Raw genomic sequence first — 18,172 nt, 5'->3', positions numbered from 1 at the left:
TATAATTGGAGGATGAAAAATGACAGTTAAGAATTATCATGAATTAATTAAAGATCGTATCTATATTGGGGGTGCAGATGATGTCGAAGGTATGATGGAAAATGAAAAAGTAGATATTATTTTTGACTTACGAGCAGAAGCACCTACAGATAAATTGAAATATAATCGTGTTCATAGCCCAATTGTTGATGATGAAACTCATCAAGATGAATCCGTTAAGGAATCTATTGATCGGGTAGTAAAAGCATATAATGAAGGTAAAAATGTGTATTTTCACTGTCAAGGTGGCAGTAACCGTACTGGAACCGTTGCGATAGGTACACTTTTAGCTTTAGGGAAGGCTAACAAGATTGAAGAAGCAGAAGAAAAAGCTAAAACAGTACGACCAAAAATTAATATAAAACCAGAGATGAAGGAAGCTTTGAAAAGAATATTTCAAAATGCATAGAAAAAATTTAGGAGGAGAAACAAATGAAAATTACAGACGGAGCTAAACAATTATTAGAAAATGTATTAAGTCAGAATGATGCAGAAGGGATTCGCCTTTACTCAGTAGCTGGTTGCTGTGGACCGCAATTTGCATTATCTTTAGATGCACCTTTAGAATCTGATACAGTAACTACTATTAACGGAATTAAAGTAGCGATAGATTCAAATGTAACTACAATCGAAGAATTAACTTTAGATAAAGAAGAGAACACAGAGGGTACAGGATTGGTTTTATTAGGTGTCAATAATTGTTGTTAAGTATGATTTCAAAGTGGTTAGTTCAATTTAGAACTAACCACTTTTTTATTCCATTAGAATTTTTTTCTTTTTGAATGTAATTCCTACTTTATTTCATAAAAATTGATTTTTCAGCAAAACTAGTGCTTAGTCGATAAAGGATTCGACAAGAAAAAATAGAACATTGTGGAGAAAATTCATGTAATCTGGCGACTTGACTTATCCCATTACTTTAATTATGAGAAAAAATTTTTAGGAGTTGCTGCCATTTGTACATGCCAGTGAAACAAAAATCCAACAGTCACTTTGGAAGTAACATCCTTAAAATATCTGTAGTAGGTACTTTTATGTCAACCGTCAAGAGGGGATGACGAACGACACAAGAATACTTAAACCAAAAAGCCTTAGAAATAAGGTTTTTTTCTATTTTATTAAGTAAATTCGTGTCATTTTAATTGACACAATTTTACTTAATATGTTGAAAAATGAAACAAAAATACTGAATATGCTGAGTGCCTTTTTTCTTAATGTTTCATGAAAATAAAGTTGTTTAAATCATAATAAAGTCGATTTAATAACAGTAAAGTTGTTTTTAAAAAAGCCCCGTCAATATATTCAACAAAACCAGCCAATAGTTGTCAACATTTTTCAATAAAAAAATGAAAAATTAGATGATATACTAAAGATGAGTATGCCAAATAACCTTCCTGATTTTCATTATTGGAAGGTTTTGTTTTATGTTGTTAAATATAGTTTTTAAGCTAACTCTTGGAAGATGGTTTTGTTCTTTAAAAGTGTATAAATCAAGTGTAAAAGCTTATTAACACAAGCAATTATCGCTACTCTATAGGGTTTACCTTCATCGCGTTTTTTATCGTAAAACTCTCTTAATTTTTTGTTTCGAGGAATAACGGTATCGCTCGTTTTTTGTTTACGGGCATCTCGAATTCCACAGTACACAGCCATATATAAAGCTTGCCTTAACCTTCTAGATCCTCTTTTCGTTATGCGATTGTTTGTCGCTGTGAACCTTCCAGAAGAGTAAACACTAGGATCTATTCCTGCAAAGGCAACTAACTTTTTAGGGTGATTAAACCGATCTATTTCTCCAACTTCGTAAATGATTGTTGCCGCAATCTTTTCTCCGATACCAGGGATAGACTGGATAATCTTATATTCTTCAATTTCTTTAGCGAGGGCATCTATTTCTGTTTCTAGTTTTGATAGATGCTCTTGATATTGAAGAACGATAGTAATTAACATCTTTAGGTTAAAAATATGGCTTTCATACAAATTGGTTTGAAAAGGATTTCGTAGTGCAACCTCAATAAGCTTTTGTGCTTTTTCTTTTGCCCACTTTTCTGAACGTCTGGTACATAACGATACAATCTTGTCAGTTAATACGGATTCAGTAGTATTTAGTACATGTTCAGAAGTAGGAAATAAGGAGAGAGTCTGTAAAGAGACTTTTGAATATAAATTACCAAAGACACCTCTATATTCAGGAAATACCTGATCTAACACTGTTAGAAGCTGTATCTTGGTTTGTGTAGAGATACTTGAAATTGTCTCTTGTTGCCTTGTAAGATTACGAAGGTTTAAGAGTTGAATACCTCTTTTCTTATACGGTTCAATTTCTTCTTTGTAGTATAGTTCACAAAGAAGATAGGCATCGACAGCGTCTGTTTTTACCTTTCTTAAACTTGTGCTCCTTGCTCGATGATAGATAAGGGGATTCACAATAATATAAACATATTGCTGTTCCTCTAAAAATTGAATAACAGGAGAGTGGTAATGTCCTGTTGATTCTAAGATAACCGAAGGTTGCTTACCATCAGCTACTCTTTCAATCTCTTTTAAGAAGCCCTAATAAATTCTCAAAGCCCTCGACTGTATGTTTTACACTAAAACTTTTACGAAAAGGTTGACCCTTATCCAAGAATGCTTGTACCCGACTTTCCCCTTTAGAAACATCAAGACCTACTACTGGATTCATCATCATCTCCTCCTTAGAAATTAAGATTAGTCGGTTGTCCCTAGATCTGCTTGTACTATCATAGGTTCGCTTGTTAAACGGGATCATTGTCCCAACCAGCCTGAAACATGCTTATACAAGTAGGGAATGAACAGTTTTGCTGACGGGATCAAGTCCCACGGGCGCTACGTTCTACTCCGACTACCGCTATAATAAAACTAAATAAAAAAAATTCAACCAGTAAAAACTGGTTAAACTTATATTACGATCGGGCGCTTTTCTGAAATAAGGAAAGTCATCTTTCTTTATGAAAAGGACCATTTAATTGAATAACACTTCTAAATTAAAATGGGGTTTTATGTTAATATTGGTGTGGGTTTGTGAAACGATGTACTTATGCTAACGAGTAATGCAGTAAGAAATGAAACTAAATTAGTTATGAAACGTTAATTTAGAAAAAAGAAATATGGTATATATTTCTATAAAGAGGGGGAGTTAAAATAGTACCGATTATTTTATCTATAATATTAATACTTGCACTTGTTTTTTCCATAACTCTTGTGGTTCAAAAAAGAAAGAAGGCAGGTATAACAGGGATAAAAAGTGCTTTAACTCCAATTTGTTTTTATCTTATTGGTATAACAAATCTTTTAGCCTATTGGTTTAATTTTATGGGGTTATTGAATTGGTCAATTACTGTTGTTTTGTTGATTTTAGGTGCTTATTTTACAAAATATATGCCTATATCTGAAAAATGATTGTTAGGCTAACGGGTGCAATAGTTGAAGATCAAAGCTGTCATGAGGGCAGCTTTTTCTTGTTGTATTAACGGGAGCAGGCTACATTAAAAAGCAGATAATAAACGAATTATGAAATTAATCTCCTAATCGAACTGTTTCGGTCTACGTCGAACCTCTTCTGTAAATATTTTTCTTCTCCTTGGACAAACTTATTTTGTTAGATTTAATCAAGGAGGATTCAGATATGGTAAATGATATTAAACAGGAGATGGAGCGTATTTGGGGTGAAACGTGTGGTTCATGGGAAAACTGTACTGAGGAAAACATTCAGTCTTTCTTAGCACATTGCCAAGAAAAGAGCATAGACCCACAATATTGTATGAGTTGGGTAGAGCAGCATAGCAACCAAATCCCTAATTGGTCAGCCGTTTCGAAGGTGTCTCTTGATTGGGTAAATGAACATACTTCAACTGGTTCGCCAATAAACGGACATGAACCTCAGTAACTAGGAGAGAAATACTCTCCTCTTTTTTTTTGCTTGAAGTTAATACCGTTTCTGCTTTGCAATATGGCTCTACCTCATAAATTTTTTATCTAAAGGAAAGTGTGTGCTGCTTCAACAACAATCATCACCTGTTGTTATTGTTCTAAAGGTGGCATTTCTCTACGAAGGAGATATGCCTTTTCTTATTGAAGTAAAGGGGGAGTATAGTTGAATAAGAAAAATGTTTAAAGAGCGATTATTTAGTAACATCACATTCCTGGGAGCTACTTCACGGTGAAGCCGTGATACTCTTTTGGGCTTAAAAGGTTAGAAACCGGCCTTTTTTCCTGTTTCCAATTTATGTAGTTAAGACTATTTTTAAGGGGCTTTTTTATATAAACACGGGTATTATTGACCTTCATGTATAACATGATAATCACGAATCATGCAAAAATCTAGTAAAACAAAGTATACTCAATATAGATAAATAAGATGAAATAGGGGTGATCTACATATTTAGGGGAAATGTAAAAAGAGTACTTATTTCATTATTAACAAATCCAATCTTCATAATTGGATACTGGATTTTTGGACATGAGTTAGCTTCAATATGCAAGTATGGAAGAATGAATAATAATCTATATATTTTATTATTAAGCATAGTCTTATTATTATCGATCATTTTGTTTACTACAATTAAAATGGTAAAAGAAAGTGAACATAAATTAAAAAATTTAACTAATTTGAAGTCATGGAAATATATTTCGATTATCATCTTTGTTGCAATTACATTATTATATGGAGTGAACATTTATAAAAGTGCAACAAATTACGGCGGTAAACTTGCATGGTATATAGAACGATTAAAAAATGAAAGGTCAGTTAAATTTGAACATAACAATATATATAATTATGGTTTAAAAGGTATTTTTGAAGATATAAATAAAGATCATACTTTGCCCCAAGAATTATATATGGTAAATAATTTTTCCCTTAAATTTAATTCAGATGGAACAATTACATCATTTGATACATTTGTATATGGGAAAAATGAAGATGGAAAAGAAGAGAGTTACCTAATAACTTTTGATAAAAATAAATCAAAAAATATTACTTTAATATTAAATGGTTATGCTGGGCCCACTTATAATGTCGATAAGTTGGTAGAGCCTTTAGTTAAAACAGTTAGTATTATTCCGATTAAACAAAAAGTTAGTAAGTGGAACGAAAATCAGTATGGGTTGGTTTATTATGGAAAAAGAAACTGGGGATATAATACAAATGAAATCATTAATATTGATAAGGACGGAAAAGAGTATAGTCCGGAAGTTGCAACTTCAGAGATAATTGGATATACGGTATCAATATTCATCCCTGGGAAGGAAAAAATGATTACCCCTGCAAGATATAACTTAATAGGTGATCCGAATTGGAGTAAGCCATCTACTACTCAAAATCAAGCAAATTCTAATGAGAAGAAAAATGAATTAAAGAATACTAAGGAACAATTTTATCTATCTAAAGAAGTCGGATTTAAACTAAATGTTACGGATAAAGCATTAGGAAGTACGTTTTATTCACTAAGCAAGACCATGGATGGGGAAAAAACATGGACTGTTATAAATAATGACCCATTTAGCGGGACAATCGGAAGTGCCTCAGGATTAGTTTTTTTGGATGACAAACTTGGATTTTTAGGAGCAGTCAATCCCTCAGGTAATGAAGGAGCATTATATCGTACGGATGACGGAGGTACTTCATTTAAGAAGGTAAATTTTACACCTCATAAAGTGAAATTAGATAATGGACAATCTATAAGCCCTTTTGATTCTCCAGGTATGCCTTATGAAGAAGATGGAGTTTTTAATCTGTTGATAGGACAAGGTTCAGATGGAGACTATAATGGTAATAGTAGTGCACTTTATCAATCAAAAGATAAAGGTCAAACATGGGAATATATAAAAGAGGTTAAAAATAGTTAGCTTGACAAACATTTATATCTTTAAAATTTTAATAATGCTATGTTAATACTCATCGTAAAAGACCTATAATTAACCTAAAAATGTTAGTCTAAGATCTCTCAGAAATCTGAGAGGTCTTTTTAATTATTTTTCCCTTTTACCTTCCGAATCGTAAAACACTGCAACCCGAATAAGCTTCCGGCCGGTAGGACACTCAAACCTTTCCGGCAAGAAGCTAAGACAGCTAGTCAATCGGCCAAGGGAAAGTATTAGGTTATGGCAAGATCAAGGGAACGATATAGCTCCTGCGGAGTCAGAAAATTAGCTTATTTAAAATTAATGGTCGCTGTGGCGACGTCCTTTCTATTTGACTAATGTGCAAAAGATTGTGAAGAATTTCACTTAAACTAACGGGTAGCGTTAGCTTAAGATTGGAGCTGTCTCTATGGCAGCGCTTTTTAAAAATTATATTATGTTTTACTGAGAGATAGAGGGAGGGGGAATTTTCAATGAGTAAAGCAATTATTTTTGATATGGATGGAACCTTATTTCAAACAAATTTAATTTTAGATCCTGCCCTAGAAGAAACATTTGATGTACTACGAAAAAAAGTTTATGGGATACAAAAACACCGATTGAGCAATATAGGGGAATTATGGGTGTCCCTCTACCAGTGGTATGGGAAACACTTTGCCCAAACCACTCACTAGAAATACGAGTAAAGAGCAATGAGATTTTTCATAAAAAGCTTATTGAACTAATTCAAGCACAAAAAGGTGCATTATATGCTGATGTGGAGAGAACATTAAATGAGTTAAGTAAAAAGTATCCTTTATTTATTTCCAGCAATGGACAGATAGAATATTTACAAGCAATTGTAGAAACTTATAATTTGGATAGATTTATTCAAAATACATATAGTATCCAACTGATTAAATCTGGGCATAAGTCTGATTTAGTACAAATGGTGAAAAGTAAAAATCAAATTGGAAAAGGTTACGTTGTCGGAGATCGTTCTTCAGATATAACTGCTGCTAAGGATAATGAACTTATTGCCGTTGGTGTGAACTTTGACTTTGCTCAAGAAGATGAATTAAAACAAGCTGATTTTGTAGTGAATAATTTCAAAGAAATCTTAGAGTTAGTTTAAACTTCAAAGGGCTGCCAATTGGCGGCCTTTTGAAAATACAATTCTTAGCATTATCATACATTCGCATTAAAGTGAAAAACTACCCTTAAAGAACTATCGGGGCAGGATAGTTCTAGAGTGCGTTTGTACTTTGTTCAACAATTTGGGTCAGATTCTTGAATAACACTAGGTGGTTGATTTGGATATTTATGAAAAAAATAGTTTATGAATGTTTTCACTTAGAATAACTGTTGTGTTTAACAAAACTTTTTCTTAAAAATATAAAATACCCTTCCTGTGGGGAAGAACAATATATTTCTTTTGCGATTTCGGTTTTATTTGGAGCAAGTAGGGGTTGTTCTAACCATTTATTTTTTTACCATCAAATCAAACCTTTATTTTAACCATCAGATTTTTTAGAATAGTTCCTTCTTTACGATGCCTTTCTTTTTCTCCTTTAGTGCTTCATTTCCCCACCGTTTTCTGGTTTGTTCTTCTGTCATTCGGTGAAAAATGATTTTAGCTGCTTTCGGGAAACGGGGCCTGTTATCGGTGTTCAACCAAAACCTGCAATCTCCGGGTCATACATATTGATTCAATTGCTGGAAATTCTTTAAAGATGCAAGGATTCTTCCTGAAGGACGGATTGGTAGCATTCATGAACATTTAGTAGACAAAACCAGCTTCGTCCTTATGCATTTTATTTTTTTTGTATGCTAAGGGAGTCATGTTCATGGAATTTCTAAATTCTTTAATAAAATAGCTTGTACTATTAAAACCAACTTGATAGGCAACTTCAGTAATAGTAGAATCACCTTGCTGCAGTAGATATAAGCTCTTTTGAATACGATAATCTATAACATAATTTAATGGTGTACATTTTAAAAAGCGCTTGAAATACCGACAGCATTCAGAACGGCTCAGCTGACCAGCCCTAGCAATATCTTCTAACATAATTTTTTCTGCATAATGCTGATGTATCCAACTTAACATTTCCTTCATTCTTTTACTCTTTAATACTTCTGTCTGAACATATTCTAGTTTAAAACCATTATCGATTAAGTTTTTCCAAATTAATGTTAGTTGCATGGTTATATCGATTTCATAGTATTGGGGCTTTTGCTCAATACTTTGATAGATTTCTAAAATTGCATCTAAAATATTTTTCCCCCAAATCTCATTTGCATCTACATATAGGTAAGGTAAATTAGTCGCTTGAATATAAGGCTTTACATATGTAGTATAAAGTTCTTGTGATATAACAAAATAAGGAGAGAGGTTTAAGCAAATATAGACACAACCCGACTGATCTTTTTCCTGTGCCATGTGCAGGCGTCCACTATTAATAAACAGTCCATCACCTTCTCGAACCACTATCCAATCTTCATTAATTTGAAAAATTGCTTCCCCTTTCACGATCAACACAAATTGAATTTCGTCATGCCAATGAAGTGGAATATAGCCATGTATATTTTGAGTAATGGTGGTTTGATAACATGCAATTGGCAATACAACTGTATGATGTTTAGTTAGCTCTTTTAAACTTTCATCAATCAGGAAGTTTTTTATTTGCATGGTGAGCACCTCAATATTTTTATATTTTTATATTCAATATTAGTATTTTCTGAACAATTAATAAACTATTATAACATTATAATTACATTTTTATAAATGTGATTTACTATAAATCAGCTGATTTACTTTATGTTTAACAAATTTTTCTTTACCTTTTAAAAAGGGGGAATGAACATGACAGTTACTAATTTAAAACTATCAATCAACTCTGAACGCCTACTTAACCGCATTCAAGAACTTGGCCGAATTGGTCTGGGTAATGACAACAAACGAACGAGATTAGCTGCTTCAGATGCAGATAAAGCTGGACGTGACCAATTAGTCACTTGGATGAAGGAAGCTGGATTGGAAGTCGAAATCGACAGAATCGGTAATATCTTTGGTATTTGGTATGGTACTGAAAATAGAAATGAAGCACCAATTTTACTGGGTTCACACATCGACACAGTCATTAACGCGGGTATGTATGACGGATGCTATGGAGTACTTTCTGGGCTTGAAGTAATAAACACTTTGCAGGAGAAAGCTTTTATTCCAACTCGTCCAATTGCAGTCGTAGCATTTACCAATGAGGAGGGAGTGCGCTATCAGCCCGACATGATGGGATCCCTTGTGTATGTTAGCGGGCTCTCAGTTGATGATGCGCTTAAATCAGTAGGTACGGATGGCACACTATTAGGCGAGGAACTCGAACGTATTGGATATGCTGGTACGAAGGAGCCTGGGTTTTTAAAGCCACACGCTTACATTGAGCTTCATATAGAACAAGGTCCAATTCTTGATAAAATGGGTATTCCAATTGGTGCTGTTGAGAATCTTCAAGGCATTTCTTGGCAGCGCATTACGATTGAAGGCGTTGCAAATCACGCTGGTACTACACCAACTGATATGCGACGTGATGCAGGACTTGAGGCGGCTCGAGTAATAACATATTTACGCGATCGTGCAGACGCTTCTAATGGGCAAACTGTTGCAACAGTTGGAACAATTAGTTTTAAGCCAAATGCTGTTAATGTCGTTCCATCTTCGGCAACATTTACTGTTGATTTGCGTGACCCAAGTGAGCAGAGATTGCAAGAGGAAGAGCAAGCACTTGCAAAATACCTTAAAGAACTAGCTGCATCCAAAGAAGTACAAATTAAATCAGAACAACTAGTACGTTTCAACCCAGTTTCTTTTGATGAAACAATCGTTAAACTGATAGAGCAAGTTGTTAGTAAACACGGACTCCAATCAAGACGAATGACATCTGGCGCGGGACATGATGCTCAAATGATGGCTCGTATATGCCCTACAGCTATGATTTTCGTTCCAAGTATAGATGGTATTAGTCATAATCCTAAGGAGTATACAAAAGATACCGATTTGGTAGATGGAACCAATGTATTACTTGACGTAGTTAGCACTCTTGCAGGTAATCAGTAATAATCTGTCGAGGTAAATAAAAAAAGCATGGCTTAAGAATTTGAGGTATCTTTCCTATTTAATTAGAATGGCACGGTTATATAAAGAAATGTAAGTGTTTGCAAGGATGATACTTATGAAAAGCATATCTTTTAGATAGACACATGAAGAAAACACAAGGAGGAATATATTAATGGTTAAAGAAGTAATTTCAACAAAAAATGCACCTGGAGCAATAGGACCATATTCTCAAGCAATTAAAAAGGATCAATCTATTTTTGTTTCAGGTCAACTTCCTGTAAATCCTCAAACTGGAGAAATACCAGAGGATATAAAAGAACAAACAAAACAATCTTTAAATAATGTAAAAGAAATTTTAGAGGCAGCTGGATCTTCTTTAGAAGATGTTGTAAAAGTAACAGTATTTTTAAAAGATTTATCCAATTTTTCTGAGGTAAATGAAGTATATGGAGAATTTTTTATAGAAAATTATCCTGCTAGATGTTGTGTCGAGGTATCTAGGTTACCTAAAGATGCGGGTGTAGAAATTGAGGTCATGGCAATTTTAGAATAGAACGCTTTATTTAGGAGGTGTAAAAATGAGAGATTTAACAGAAATTAAATATATTGTAAATGAAAATGCTAGAAAAACAGATACAGAGAAAGCATCTGTAGAATTTATTAATAGTGAAGTAGTTGAAAAGGTAAGAATTTTTCATAAAAGTTTTCCAGAATATAGAGTAACTCCACTTCACAGCTTAGATCAGTTGTCTAAACAATTAGGAGTTAGCAATATATGGGTGAAAGATGAATCTTATAGATTTGGACTTAATGCTTTTAAAGTATTAGGTGGTTCCTATGCCGTTGGTAAATATCTAGCAGAAAAATTAAACGTCGATATTTCAGAGCTTTCTTTTGAAAAACTAAGAAGTAAAGAAGTAAAAGAGAAACTTGGAGATATTACTTTTGTAACAGCAACTGATGGAAATCATGGAAGAGGAATTGCCTGGGCTGCAAACCATCTGGGACAAAAATCAGTAGTATTTATGCCAAAAGGGTCTTCGGAAATAAGATTAAACAATATTAGAAAAGAAGGAGCAGAAGCTTCTATAACTGATTTAAACTATGATGATGCTGTCAGATTAGCTAGTAAATATGCAGATGAATATAATGGAGTATTGATACAGGATAGTGCTTGGGAAGGTTATGAAAAAATTCCAACATGGATTATGCAGGGATATGTAACACTTGTTGATGAAGCATTTGACCAGATTAAGGCTAATGGAAAAGATATGCCTACTCATGTATTCCTTCAAGCAGGTGTTGGTTCTTTTGCAGGAACTGTACAAGGATATTTAGCCTCCAAATTTGGCAAAGATAGACCAACAACTGTTATCGTTGAGCCAAATGATGCAGCATGTATATATAAATCTGCTAAAGCAAATGATAGAAAGCCTCATGCAGTAACAGGTTTTATGCCAACTATAATGGCAGGACTTGCTTGTGGAGAGCCTAGCACTGTTGGTTGGAAAATTTTAAGAGAATATTCAGATATGTATATATCCTGTCCAGATTATGTAGCAGCAAGAGCAATGAGAATACTTGGTCATCCATTAAAAGGAGATCCTAAAGTTATATCTGGAGAATCTGGTGCAGTAGGTCTGGGTATTTTGAGCCTAATTTTAGATGAAAACGGTTTAAAAGAAATAGCTGAAATTTTAAATTTAAATAAAGACTCAAAAATACTTATTATCAGCACAGAAGGTGACACTGATCCAGATAATTATAGAAAAGTAGTATGGGATGGTGCATATCCATCTGTATAATAAATTTTTTAAGGAGAGGGCTGCTTCTGACATGTCTCGCCTTAGCATGTTGCACCCCTTTCCATGAAAAATTAATCAAAAGTAATTTATGAGGGATTGAGATTAATATGAGTAACGAAAATTTTGAAAAACAGCTTACTGAGTGGAGGCATTATCTTCATTCGCATCCTGAAAGCGCTTTTGAAGAAAAAAATACTTCTGAATTTCTTGCTAAAGTACTAAAAGATATGGGATTAGAGGTTCACAGAAATATTGGTGGTACTGGAATCGTTGCTAATCTTACAGTGGGCGATGGGGAAGGTATTATCGGTATTCGATCAGATATAGATGCTATTAACTTAACAGAGGTGGGGCAACATCCATACACCTCCCAGAATCCGGGCAAAATGCATGCGTGTGGTCATGATGGACATATGGCCACAGTATTGGGGGCAGCCAAGTTATTAACAGAGCGTAAAAATTTTAGCGGAACAGTTAGATTTATTTTTCAACCTGCAGAGGAACCTGGTAAAGGCGCTTCTGCGATGATAAAAGATGGACTTTTTGAACGTTTCCCAATGGATGAGATTTATGGAATGCACAATAGGCCAGGTATGCCTGCAGGTTCAATTTCAACTCGTGTGGGTGGAATTATGGGAAGTGAGGATAACTTTGTGATCCGTATTAAGGGGCAAGGCTCACATGCTTCAAGTCCTCATATGGGGAAAGATCCAATCGTTATTGCGTCTGAAATTGTCCTTGCTTTGCAGACCATTATATCCCGTAATATGGACCCAAGTGTTCCTGCTGTGATTTCATGTACTGAATTTATTACAGATGGGATTCACAATGCGATTCCTACGAATGTACTGATTAAAGGGGATACTAGAAGTTATACTCAAGAGGTATCAAAGTTGCTAGAAGAAAGGATGCAAACGATTAGTGAGGGAATTTGTAAAATAAATGGGGCAGAATGTCAATTTGAATATACCCATGAATTCGCACCAACGGTTAACTCGGAAAAGTGTGTTGATATTGCGGTAAGAGCAGCCCGAAATGTTGTTGGTGAAAATAATGTGGATGGAAATTGTCAACAGTGGATGGCTTCTGAAGATTTTGGTACGTTTTTACAGAATATTCCTGGGTGTTTTGTATTTATAGGAAATGGTGATGATTCTGAAGGAATAGGCAATGTTCCACTTCATAACTCACGCTATGACTATAATGATAAGATACTAACAATTGGAGCGGAATATTTTGCAGAGTTAATTAAAGAACGCCTGCCAAAATAAAATTTTAGATGCCAGGTATGTTTGGAACGGTATTTATTTAGGGTCTTAGAATAATTTTTCTGAGACTTTGCTTAACAATTTTGTGAAAGCGATTTCAGTAGGAGTGTGATATTAATTATTTCAAGGAAATCTCTATTTATTAGCCTACTCAAACACAGTATATTTAATTCAATAAAAGCTCGCGATTCTTTAATAAGAATCGCTTTTCTTAATGAACTAACGGGTGCATTCCTTTAAAAAAGGGATGCTGTTTTTCTTTTTGAAGTAACGAGGGAGGTTAGTTTAAGAGGGCATAATCAAACTTTTTATGGAAATTGTAAACTAGGAAGATGATCCATTTTGTTCTCAAAATGGATTATTTTTATTTACATTTTTTTAATTTTGAACTATAGTTAATAAATATTAACCGGTTAAAAAGGAGAATGCGTAGTGCAACAAAAATCCATATTCATTATTGAAAGTTATGAACAGTTAAAGGTTATTAGTGATCCCTTACGTACTAAAATGTTGATTTTTTTGGTCGAACAGCCCCATACAGGCCAAATGCTTGCTCAAGAGCTTAACTTATCTAGAGCAAAAATTCTTTATCATCTTCGTGAACTGGAGAAACACAAAATCATTCAGCTCGTAAGAAAAGAAGAACGAGGAGGAAATATATTAAAGTTTTATCAAGCTGTAGCAAGGGGGTTCATTCCGGCGGATCATTTATTAAATTATGTGGAATCAAAAGACGCTACTAGACAATCATACTTAGAAGTGATAGATCGTGCTAAAACAAGAGTGTTAACAGCTCCTGATAAATCCTTCGAACTAAATTCATCAAATGTAGAAGAGTGGCCAAAACTTTCTATTCAAAAAGAATTTAAAGTAAGTAAAGAAAAATTTTTGGAATTTACGAGTAAATATAGAGAGCTCTTAGAAAAACTTGAAGAAAAAGATACTGATATAGAGAAGCAAAATTACTATTTAATGACCACTGCTTTTCAAATCGAAGAGCCTCTTTTTAAAAACAAGTAATGATTTAGAGGGAGGAAATTCTATTGAGTAGAGATCAAGCGTTAATAGAAAAGAAGAATGACGTTGTTGCTTCAAGTTTGTTCAAAAATAGGGCATTTGTTTTTTTATGGCTATCGAGTACAACATCTTTTTTAGCGTTGTCTACTTATTTGTTTGCAGAGCAATGGTATATCATAACCATTCTAAATAAAGAAAGTGCTCTGGGGATTGTAATGATGGTGACTATGATTCCACGTGTAATCTTTATGAGTATTGGCGGGGTGTGGGCTGACCGTTATAAAAGGTCTCAAATCATGCTTGTTTCAAGCCTAGTAAGATGTATATTGATTGTGGTTATGATCTTTTTTCTTCAAATGAGTATTCTCGAATTATGGCCGCTTATTTGCTTCGCATTATTGTTTGGTGTTCTAGATGCATTCTTTTCTCCGGCTAACACATCCCTACTTCCATCCCTTGTTTCAAAGGATGTACTTACACGATCAAATTCATTTATACAGAGTTCAAATCAAATTGCTATGTTTTCTGGACCAATGATTGGTGGATGGGTGCTTACTGTTGGATCTTTTAGCCTTTTGTTTTCAATCATCGCTATCTTCTTGACTATGACTTTCATTTTCTCGTTTTTAATAAAAGAAGAAGATGTAAATACAATTACACAAAAAAAGGGTTCGACAAAAGAGAAATTAAAAGAAGGATTAACCTATGTTTGGAGGATGCCCTTTCTAAAAAATATGCTCTTTATTCTAGTTATAATAAACTTTTTCTTTTTTGGTCCTCTACTTATGGGCATACCTCTCATAGTCGATAAAGTGATTCATGGAGCGGCTTTAGATTTAAGCTTCTTACAGAGTTCTTACCAAGGAGGGATGCTCGTTGGGGCAATAATTGTCGGGATACTTAACTTAAGAAAGAAAAGGGGATTGATTATTCTAGTGATGATAACTTTCCTCGGAATTCTTCTTTCCCTACTTGGTCAAATCGGATTTCTTTGGCAAGGTATTGTCTTGCTTTTAATGATGGGTGTGCTTTCATCTATTATTAATGTTTCACTCATCTCAACTATTCAAGAGCAAAGTGATGAAGAAAAAATGGGAAGAGTGATGAGCCTTATTAATGCCTCGTCTAATGGACTTGTTCCACTCTCCTACGCTTTCGTTTCATTGGCTCTTGTATTGAACCTAACAATCTCAAACATTATGCTTTTATGTGGAATCTTAATCGTGGTCATTTCCTTAATATTTACTCTGAATTCAAAAGTAATAAAAGAAGTTAATTGATTTTTGAAGACATAAGTAAAGGAATATACTTGATAATAATGGGACCTATAAAGAAAAAATTTATAAGTTAAAACTTGTTATAAAAGATAATAACTCTTTCTTTAAATAGCGAGTTGGTAGCTTTTCTTATTCAACTAACGGGGGCGATTGTTCAACAAGAACAGTCGCTTTTTCACTAAAGGGGCAGGTTAGCACAATAATAAAATGGATTTTTGTGGTAAAGTAAAGAAAAAGATAAAAAGGGGGAGGAACGTGGAAAAAACTTTAATAAAAACAGCTATTTAAAGAACAGATAGTATATATCTGTTCTCAGACAACTAAGTCGTGACCTAAAGTCATTTGAAACATTGATTATTAAATGTAAAATTATTAATATTAAACAACTCAAATATGACCCATGATTTGTTCCCTTTTACTTTTTATAGACAATTAAGTATGACCTAGCTACGAAAACTACAAGGTTGCTCCTAATTTAATCAATCATAAGTTTGAAATTTAGAAATTTTTAAAGAGATATATAAAGAGTGGTGATTCTTCAAATATGAAGGATCACCTTTTTATTAAATTATCGCAGCAGCATAGTTGAGGAACATGTTTTACATTTGTTCAACAAACGGGCCATTTAATGGAGGAAGAATCCCAAGAAGAATCGAATAAATAAGGTAATGCTAGTGTGATTTTTGTAAAAGATTACAATTATACTATAGGGAAGAAGAGTTTAATAAGTGAACGAGGGGATTCTTTTGCCTGCCAATAAAATGTCATTTTTTTGTGTAGCATTCAATATAACGATAAGTATAATAAGCATTCTTGAACTATTTCGGTGGTGTTATTATTCATTTCGGCTGCCGTCGCTGGCGAGCGCCAACAGCATCGCCAAGTGGAGAGAGATTGTTTCGAAATATTGCGGTTTTATTCGAAGATGCATACCACCCGAGTTCTGCTAATGTATAATCTGAATTAGCAATGGAATTTTTACAAAATGAAGGGAGATGCATTTTCCACATGCTGAAGCATAATTCAATTCTTAATCTTGATACGGATGAACGCATGCACATTGGAACCTACCTGTTGGAGCAAATCAATGATTATATGACGCACATACGCGGGGTTCGTGTTTCACCTGAACTCAGTGTGGATGAGGTTGCAGAATATGTACGTAGAATATCTTTTGAGCATCCCGTCAGCGCACGCGAGGCGATTTATCATATCTTGGAGGGGTTAAGGCAATACCAGGTACATACGCCACACCCGCGATATTTCGGTCTGTATAATCCGCGGCCCAACTTCATGGGAATTATGGCGGATACGATTACTGCAGCATTCAATCCGCAGCTTGCAGCCTGGAGCCATGCGCCTGTAGCGGTCGAAATAGAGAACTATGTATTGAAAGAGATAGCTTCAAAATTCGGTTATTCAGCAGAGGCAGCAGATGGGACATTTACAACGGGGGGAGCGGAAGCAAATTTGACGGCCGTACTGACCGCACTAGTGCATTATTTCCCATCTTATGCCAAAGAAGGGCTGAGGTCACTCCCCACGCATCCTGTCATGTACGCTTCTGCTGAAAGCCACCATTCTCTGGTAAAGGCAGCGCGTTCCTGCGGACTAGGTACAGATTCCCTTCGTATTATTACGACGGACTCTGAAATGCATATAGATGTTCCTGCGCTTCATCATCAGATTCAAGTGGATCGCGCTGCTGGATACACTCCTTTTCTCATCATTGCGACGGGTGGAACGACCGGCGCCGGAGCGATTGATCCCATTAATGAAATCGCAAACTTGGCTGAACGTGAGCAACTGTGGCTGCATGTGGATGCTGCGTACGGTGGAGCCTCCGTGTTTGCACCAGAAATGCTTGATCTACTTCATGGTATTGACCGAGCTGACTCCATTACCTTCGATGCGCACAAGTGGATGTCTGTCCCGATGGGGGCGGGAATTTATATTACACGGCATAAGGACATCTTACATAGAACTTTCAGCATCACGGCAGATTATATGCCGAAAGAAGGGGTTGATCTGGATGTAATTGATCCGTTCACCCATTCGATTCAATGGTCGCGAAGGTTTATCGGTTTGAAAGTGTATTTATCACTTGTAACTGCTGGTTGGGAAGGCTATCGCAGCATGGTGCAGCACCAGACAGAGATGGGCAATCGGTTACGCAGGGAGCTTGCATGCTCTAACTGGAAGGTTGTCAATGATACCATATTGCCTGTTGTATGCTTTACTGATTTCAATATTCAATCAAAGATCCAATCGAATTTCGCATCATTTATATGTCAAGAGATATTACGTTCAGGGCAGGCATGGATTTCAGTATACGAAATAAACAAGGTTCCAGTACTGCGAGCTTGCATTACGAACTACGATTCAACTGAGGAAGATATTATGGTATTGATGGAGTTGTTAAATGGAGCAAGAGCAGAATATTTGAAGAGACATCCGAACGGTCTGAGCTGAATTTAGCCTTGGAAGACATTATAACATCAATGGGCTGTTCCAATAGTCATGTCACGACATAGAATAGTCCATTGTTTTTTTGAAACCTGTTCTATTCTTCAGCATTACCACAAAAAAATTTTTGTTTCTTCAAGAAAAGGGCTCCATTCTTGAAGAAGGTGTTCTTTTGTATCGGACCATTTTCTTCAATAACATTAACATTTGATAAAGAAATACCTTCATCAGAAATGAGAGATATACTATTTGCTATTTCATGATATGTCTGTTATTCTTAAGAAGAATTATTTTTGTTCTTTTTTCAGATTGAGAATAGATTTT

General features: G+C 34.8%; 13 protein-coding genes and 2 pseudogenes. 13 read left to right on the top strand and 2 right to left on the bottom strand.

The annotated features are described in order from the left end of the window. Window positions 1-19: 19 nt before the first annotated feature. A complete protein-coding gene (locus AN957_RS13420) occupies window positions 20-448 on the top strand; it encodes a protein-tyrosine phosphatase family protein (RefSeq protein WP_053475995.1) in 429 nt (142 codons plus the stop codon). Window positions 449-471: 23 nt separating this feature from the next. Further along, on the top strand, window positions 472-747 hold the full coding sequence (locus tag AN957_RS13415) for an adhesin (RefSeq protein ID WP_053475994.1): 276 nt from the start codon (window positions 472-474) through the stop codon (window positions 745-747). 735 nt (window positions 748-1,482) lie between these two features. On the opposite strand, the pseudogene AN957_RS13410 reads toward AN957_RS13415, so the two are convergent. Beyond that, window positions 1,483-2,722, bottom strand: a pseudogene (locus AN957_RS13410) (IS110 family RNA-guided transposase). Between the two features lie 479 nt (window positions 2,723-3,201). On the opposite strand from AN957_RS13410, the gene AN957_RS28565 reads away from it, so the two are divergent. The 4 genes and pseudogenes from AN957_RS28565 (at window position 3,202) to AN957_RS13395 (ending at window position 7,036) form a co-directional block, all read left to right on the top strand. Further along, window positions 3,202-3,459 (top strand): hypothetical protein, encoded by a 258-nt coding sequence (locus AN957_RS28565; RefSeq protein WP_075209145.1) that lies wholly within the window; start codon window positions 3,202-3,204, stop codon window positions 3,457-3,459. A 226-nt stretch (window positions 3,460-3,685) separates the two neighbouring features. Next, entirely contained in the window at window positions 3,686-3,946 is a 261-nt protein-coding gene (locus AN957_RS13405; protein WP_053478146.1) for a hypothetical protein, read from the top strand. Window positions 3,947-4,428: 482 nt separating this feature from the next. Beyond that, complete coding sequence (locus AN957_RS13400) at window positions 4,429-5,907, top strand: WD40/YVTN/BNR-like repeat-containing protein (protein WP_056684605.1); 1,479 nt, start codon at window positions 4,429-4,431, stop codon at window positions 5,905-5,907. Between the two features lie 488 nt (window positions 5,908-6,395). Further along, window positions 6,396-7,036 (top strand): annotated as a pseudogene (locus AN957_RS13395) (HAD hydrolase-like protein). Window positions 7,037-7,681: 645 nt separating this feature from the next. Here AN957_RS13395 and AN957_RS13390 read toward each other — a convergent pair. Further along, window positions 7,682-8,590, bottom strand: coding sequence for an AraC family transcriptional regulator (locus AN957_RS13390; RefSeq protein WP_053475991.1), 909 nt, complete (start codon window positions 8,588-8,590; stop codon window positions 7,682-7,684). 174 nt (window positions 8,591-8,764) lie between these two features. On the opposite strand from AN957_RS13390, the gene AN957_RS13385 reads away from it, so the two are divergent. The 7 genes from AN957_RS13385 to AN957_RS13355 all read left to right on the top strand — a co-directional run bounded on the left by AN957_RS13385 (window position 8,765) and on the right by AN957_RS13355 (window position 17,854). Further along, window positions 8,765-10,015 (top strand): Zn-dependent hydrolase, encoded by a 1,251-nt coding sequence (locus tag AN957_RS13385; protein WP_053475990.1) that lies wholly within the window; start codon window positions 8,765-8,767, stop codon window positions 10,013-10,015. Between the two features lie 172 nt (window positions 10,016-10,187). Beyond that, window positions 10,188-10,568, top strand: coding sequence for a RidA family protein (locus AN957_RS13380; RefSeq protein WP_056684602.1), 381 nt, complete (start codon window positions 10,188-10,190; stop codon window positions 10,566-10,568). 25 nt (window positions 10,569-10,593) lie between these two features. Beyond that, a complete protein-coding gene (gene dpaL, locus AN957_RS13375) occupies window positions 10,594-11,820 on the top strand; it encodes a diaminopropionate ammonia-lyase (protein WP_053475988.1) in 1,227 nt (408 codons plus the stop codon). A gap of 107 nt (window positions 11,821-11,927) precedes the next feature. Then, a complete protein-coding gene (locus tag AN957_RS13370; RefSeq protein ID WP_053475987.1) occupies window positions 11,928-13,091 on the top strand; it encodes a M20 aminoacylase family protein in 1,164 nt (387 codons plus the stop codon). Between the two features lie 429 nt (window positions 13,092-13,520). Beyond that, the gene (locus AN957_RS13365; protein ID WP_053475986.1) at window positions 13,521-14,108 is read left to right on the top strand and encodes a winged helix-turn-helix domain-containing protein; all 588 of its coding nucleotides are present in this window, start codon (window positions 13,521-13,523) and stop codon (window positions 14,106-14,108) included. A 23-nt stretch (window positions 14,109-14,131) separates the two neighbouring features. Next, complete coding sequence (locus AN957_RS13360; RefSeq protein ID WP_056684599.1) at window positions 14,132-15,385, top strand: MFS transporter; 1,254 nt, start codon at window positions 14,132-14,134, stop codon at window positions 15,383-15,385. Window positions 15,386-16,390: 1,005 nt separating this feature from the next. Further along, a complete protein-coding gene (locus AN957_RS13355) occupies window positions 16,391-17,854 on the top strand; it encodes a pyridoxal phosphate-dependent decarboxylase family protein (RefSeq protein WP_056684597.1) in 1,464 nt (487 codons plus the stop codon). The last annotated feature ends 318 nt before the right edge of the window (window positions 17,855-18,172 follow it).

Origin of the sequence: Cytobacillus solani, from assembly GCF_001420595.1 — a bacterium.
Classification (GTDB): domain Bacteria; phylum Bacillota; class Bacilli; order Bacillales; family Cytobacillaceae; genus Cytobacillus; species Cytobacillus solani.
Note: the sequence above shows the minus strand (reverse complement) of the source record. Positions and strands in the feature narration are given on the sequence as shown.

Excerpts from the sequence above, each read along its gene's own strand:
- AN957_RS13420 (WP_053475995.1), top strand. The coding sequence starts at position 20 with ATGACAGTTAAGAATTATCATGAATTAATTAAAGATCGTATCTATATT.
- AN957_RS13415 (WP_053475994.1), top strand. The coding sequence starts at position 472 with ATGAAAATTACAGACGGAGCTAAACAATTATTAGAAAATGTATTAAGT.
- AN957_RS13405 (WP_053478146.1), top strand. The coding sequence starts at position 3,686 with ATGGTAAATGATATTAAACAGGAGATGGAGCGTATTTGGGGTGAAACG.
- AN957_RS13390 (WP_053475991.1), bottom strand. The coding sequence starts at position 8,590 with ATGCAAATAAAAAACTTCCTGATTGATGAAAGTTTAAAAGAGCTAACT.
- AN957_RS13385 (WP_053475990.1), top strand. The coding sequence starts at position 8,765 with ATGACAGTTACTAATTTAAAACTATCAATCAACTCTGAACGCCTACTT.
- AN957_RS13380 (WP_056684602.1), top strand. The coding sequence starts at position 10,188 with ATGGTTAAAGAAGTAATTTCAACAAAAAATGCACCTGGAGCAATAGGA.
- dpaL (WP_053475988.1), top strand. The coding sequence starts at position 10,594 with ATGAGAGATTTAACAGAAATTAAATATATTGTAAATGAAAATGCTAGA.
- AN957_RS13370 (WP_053475987.1), top strand. The coding sequence starts at position 11,928 with ATGAGTAACGAAAATTTTGAAAAACAGCTTACTGAGTGGAGGCATTAT.
- AN957_RS13355 (WP_056684597.1), top strand. The coding sequence starts at position 16,391 with ATGCTGAAGCATAATTCAATTCTTAATCTTGATACGGATGAACGCATG.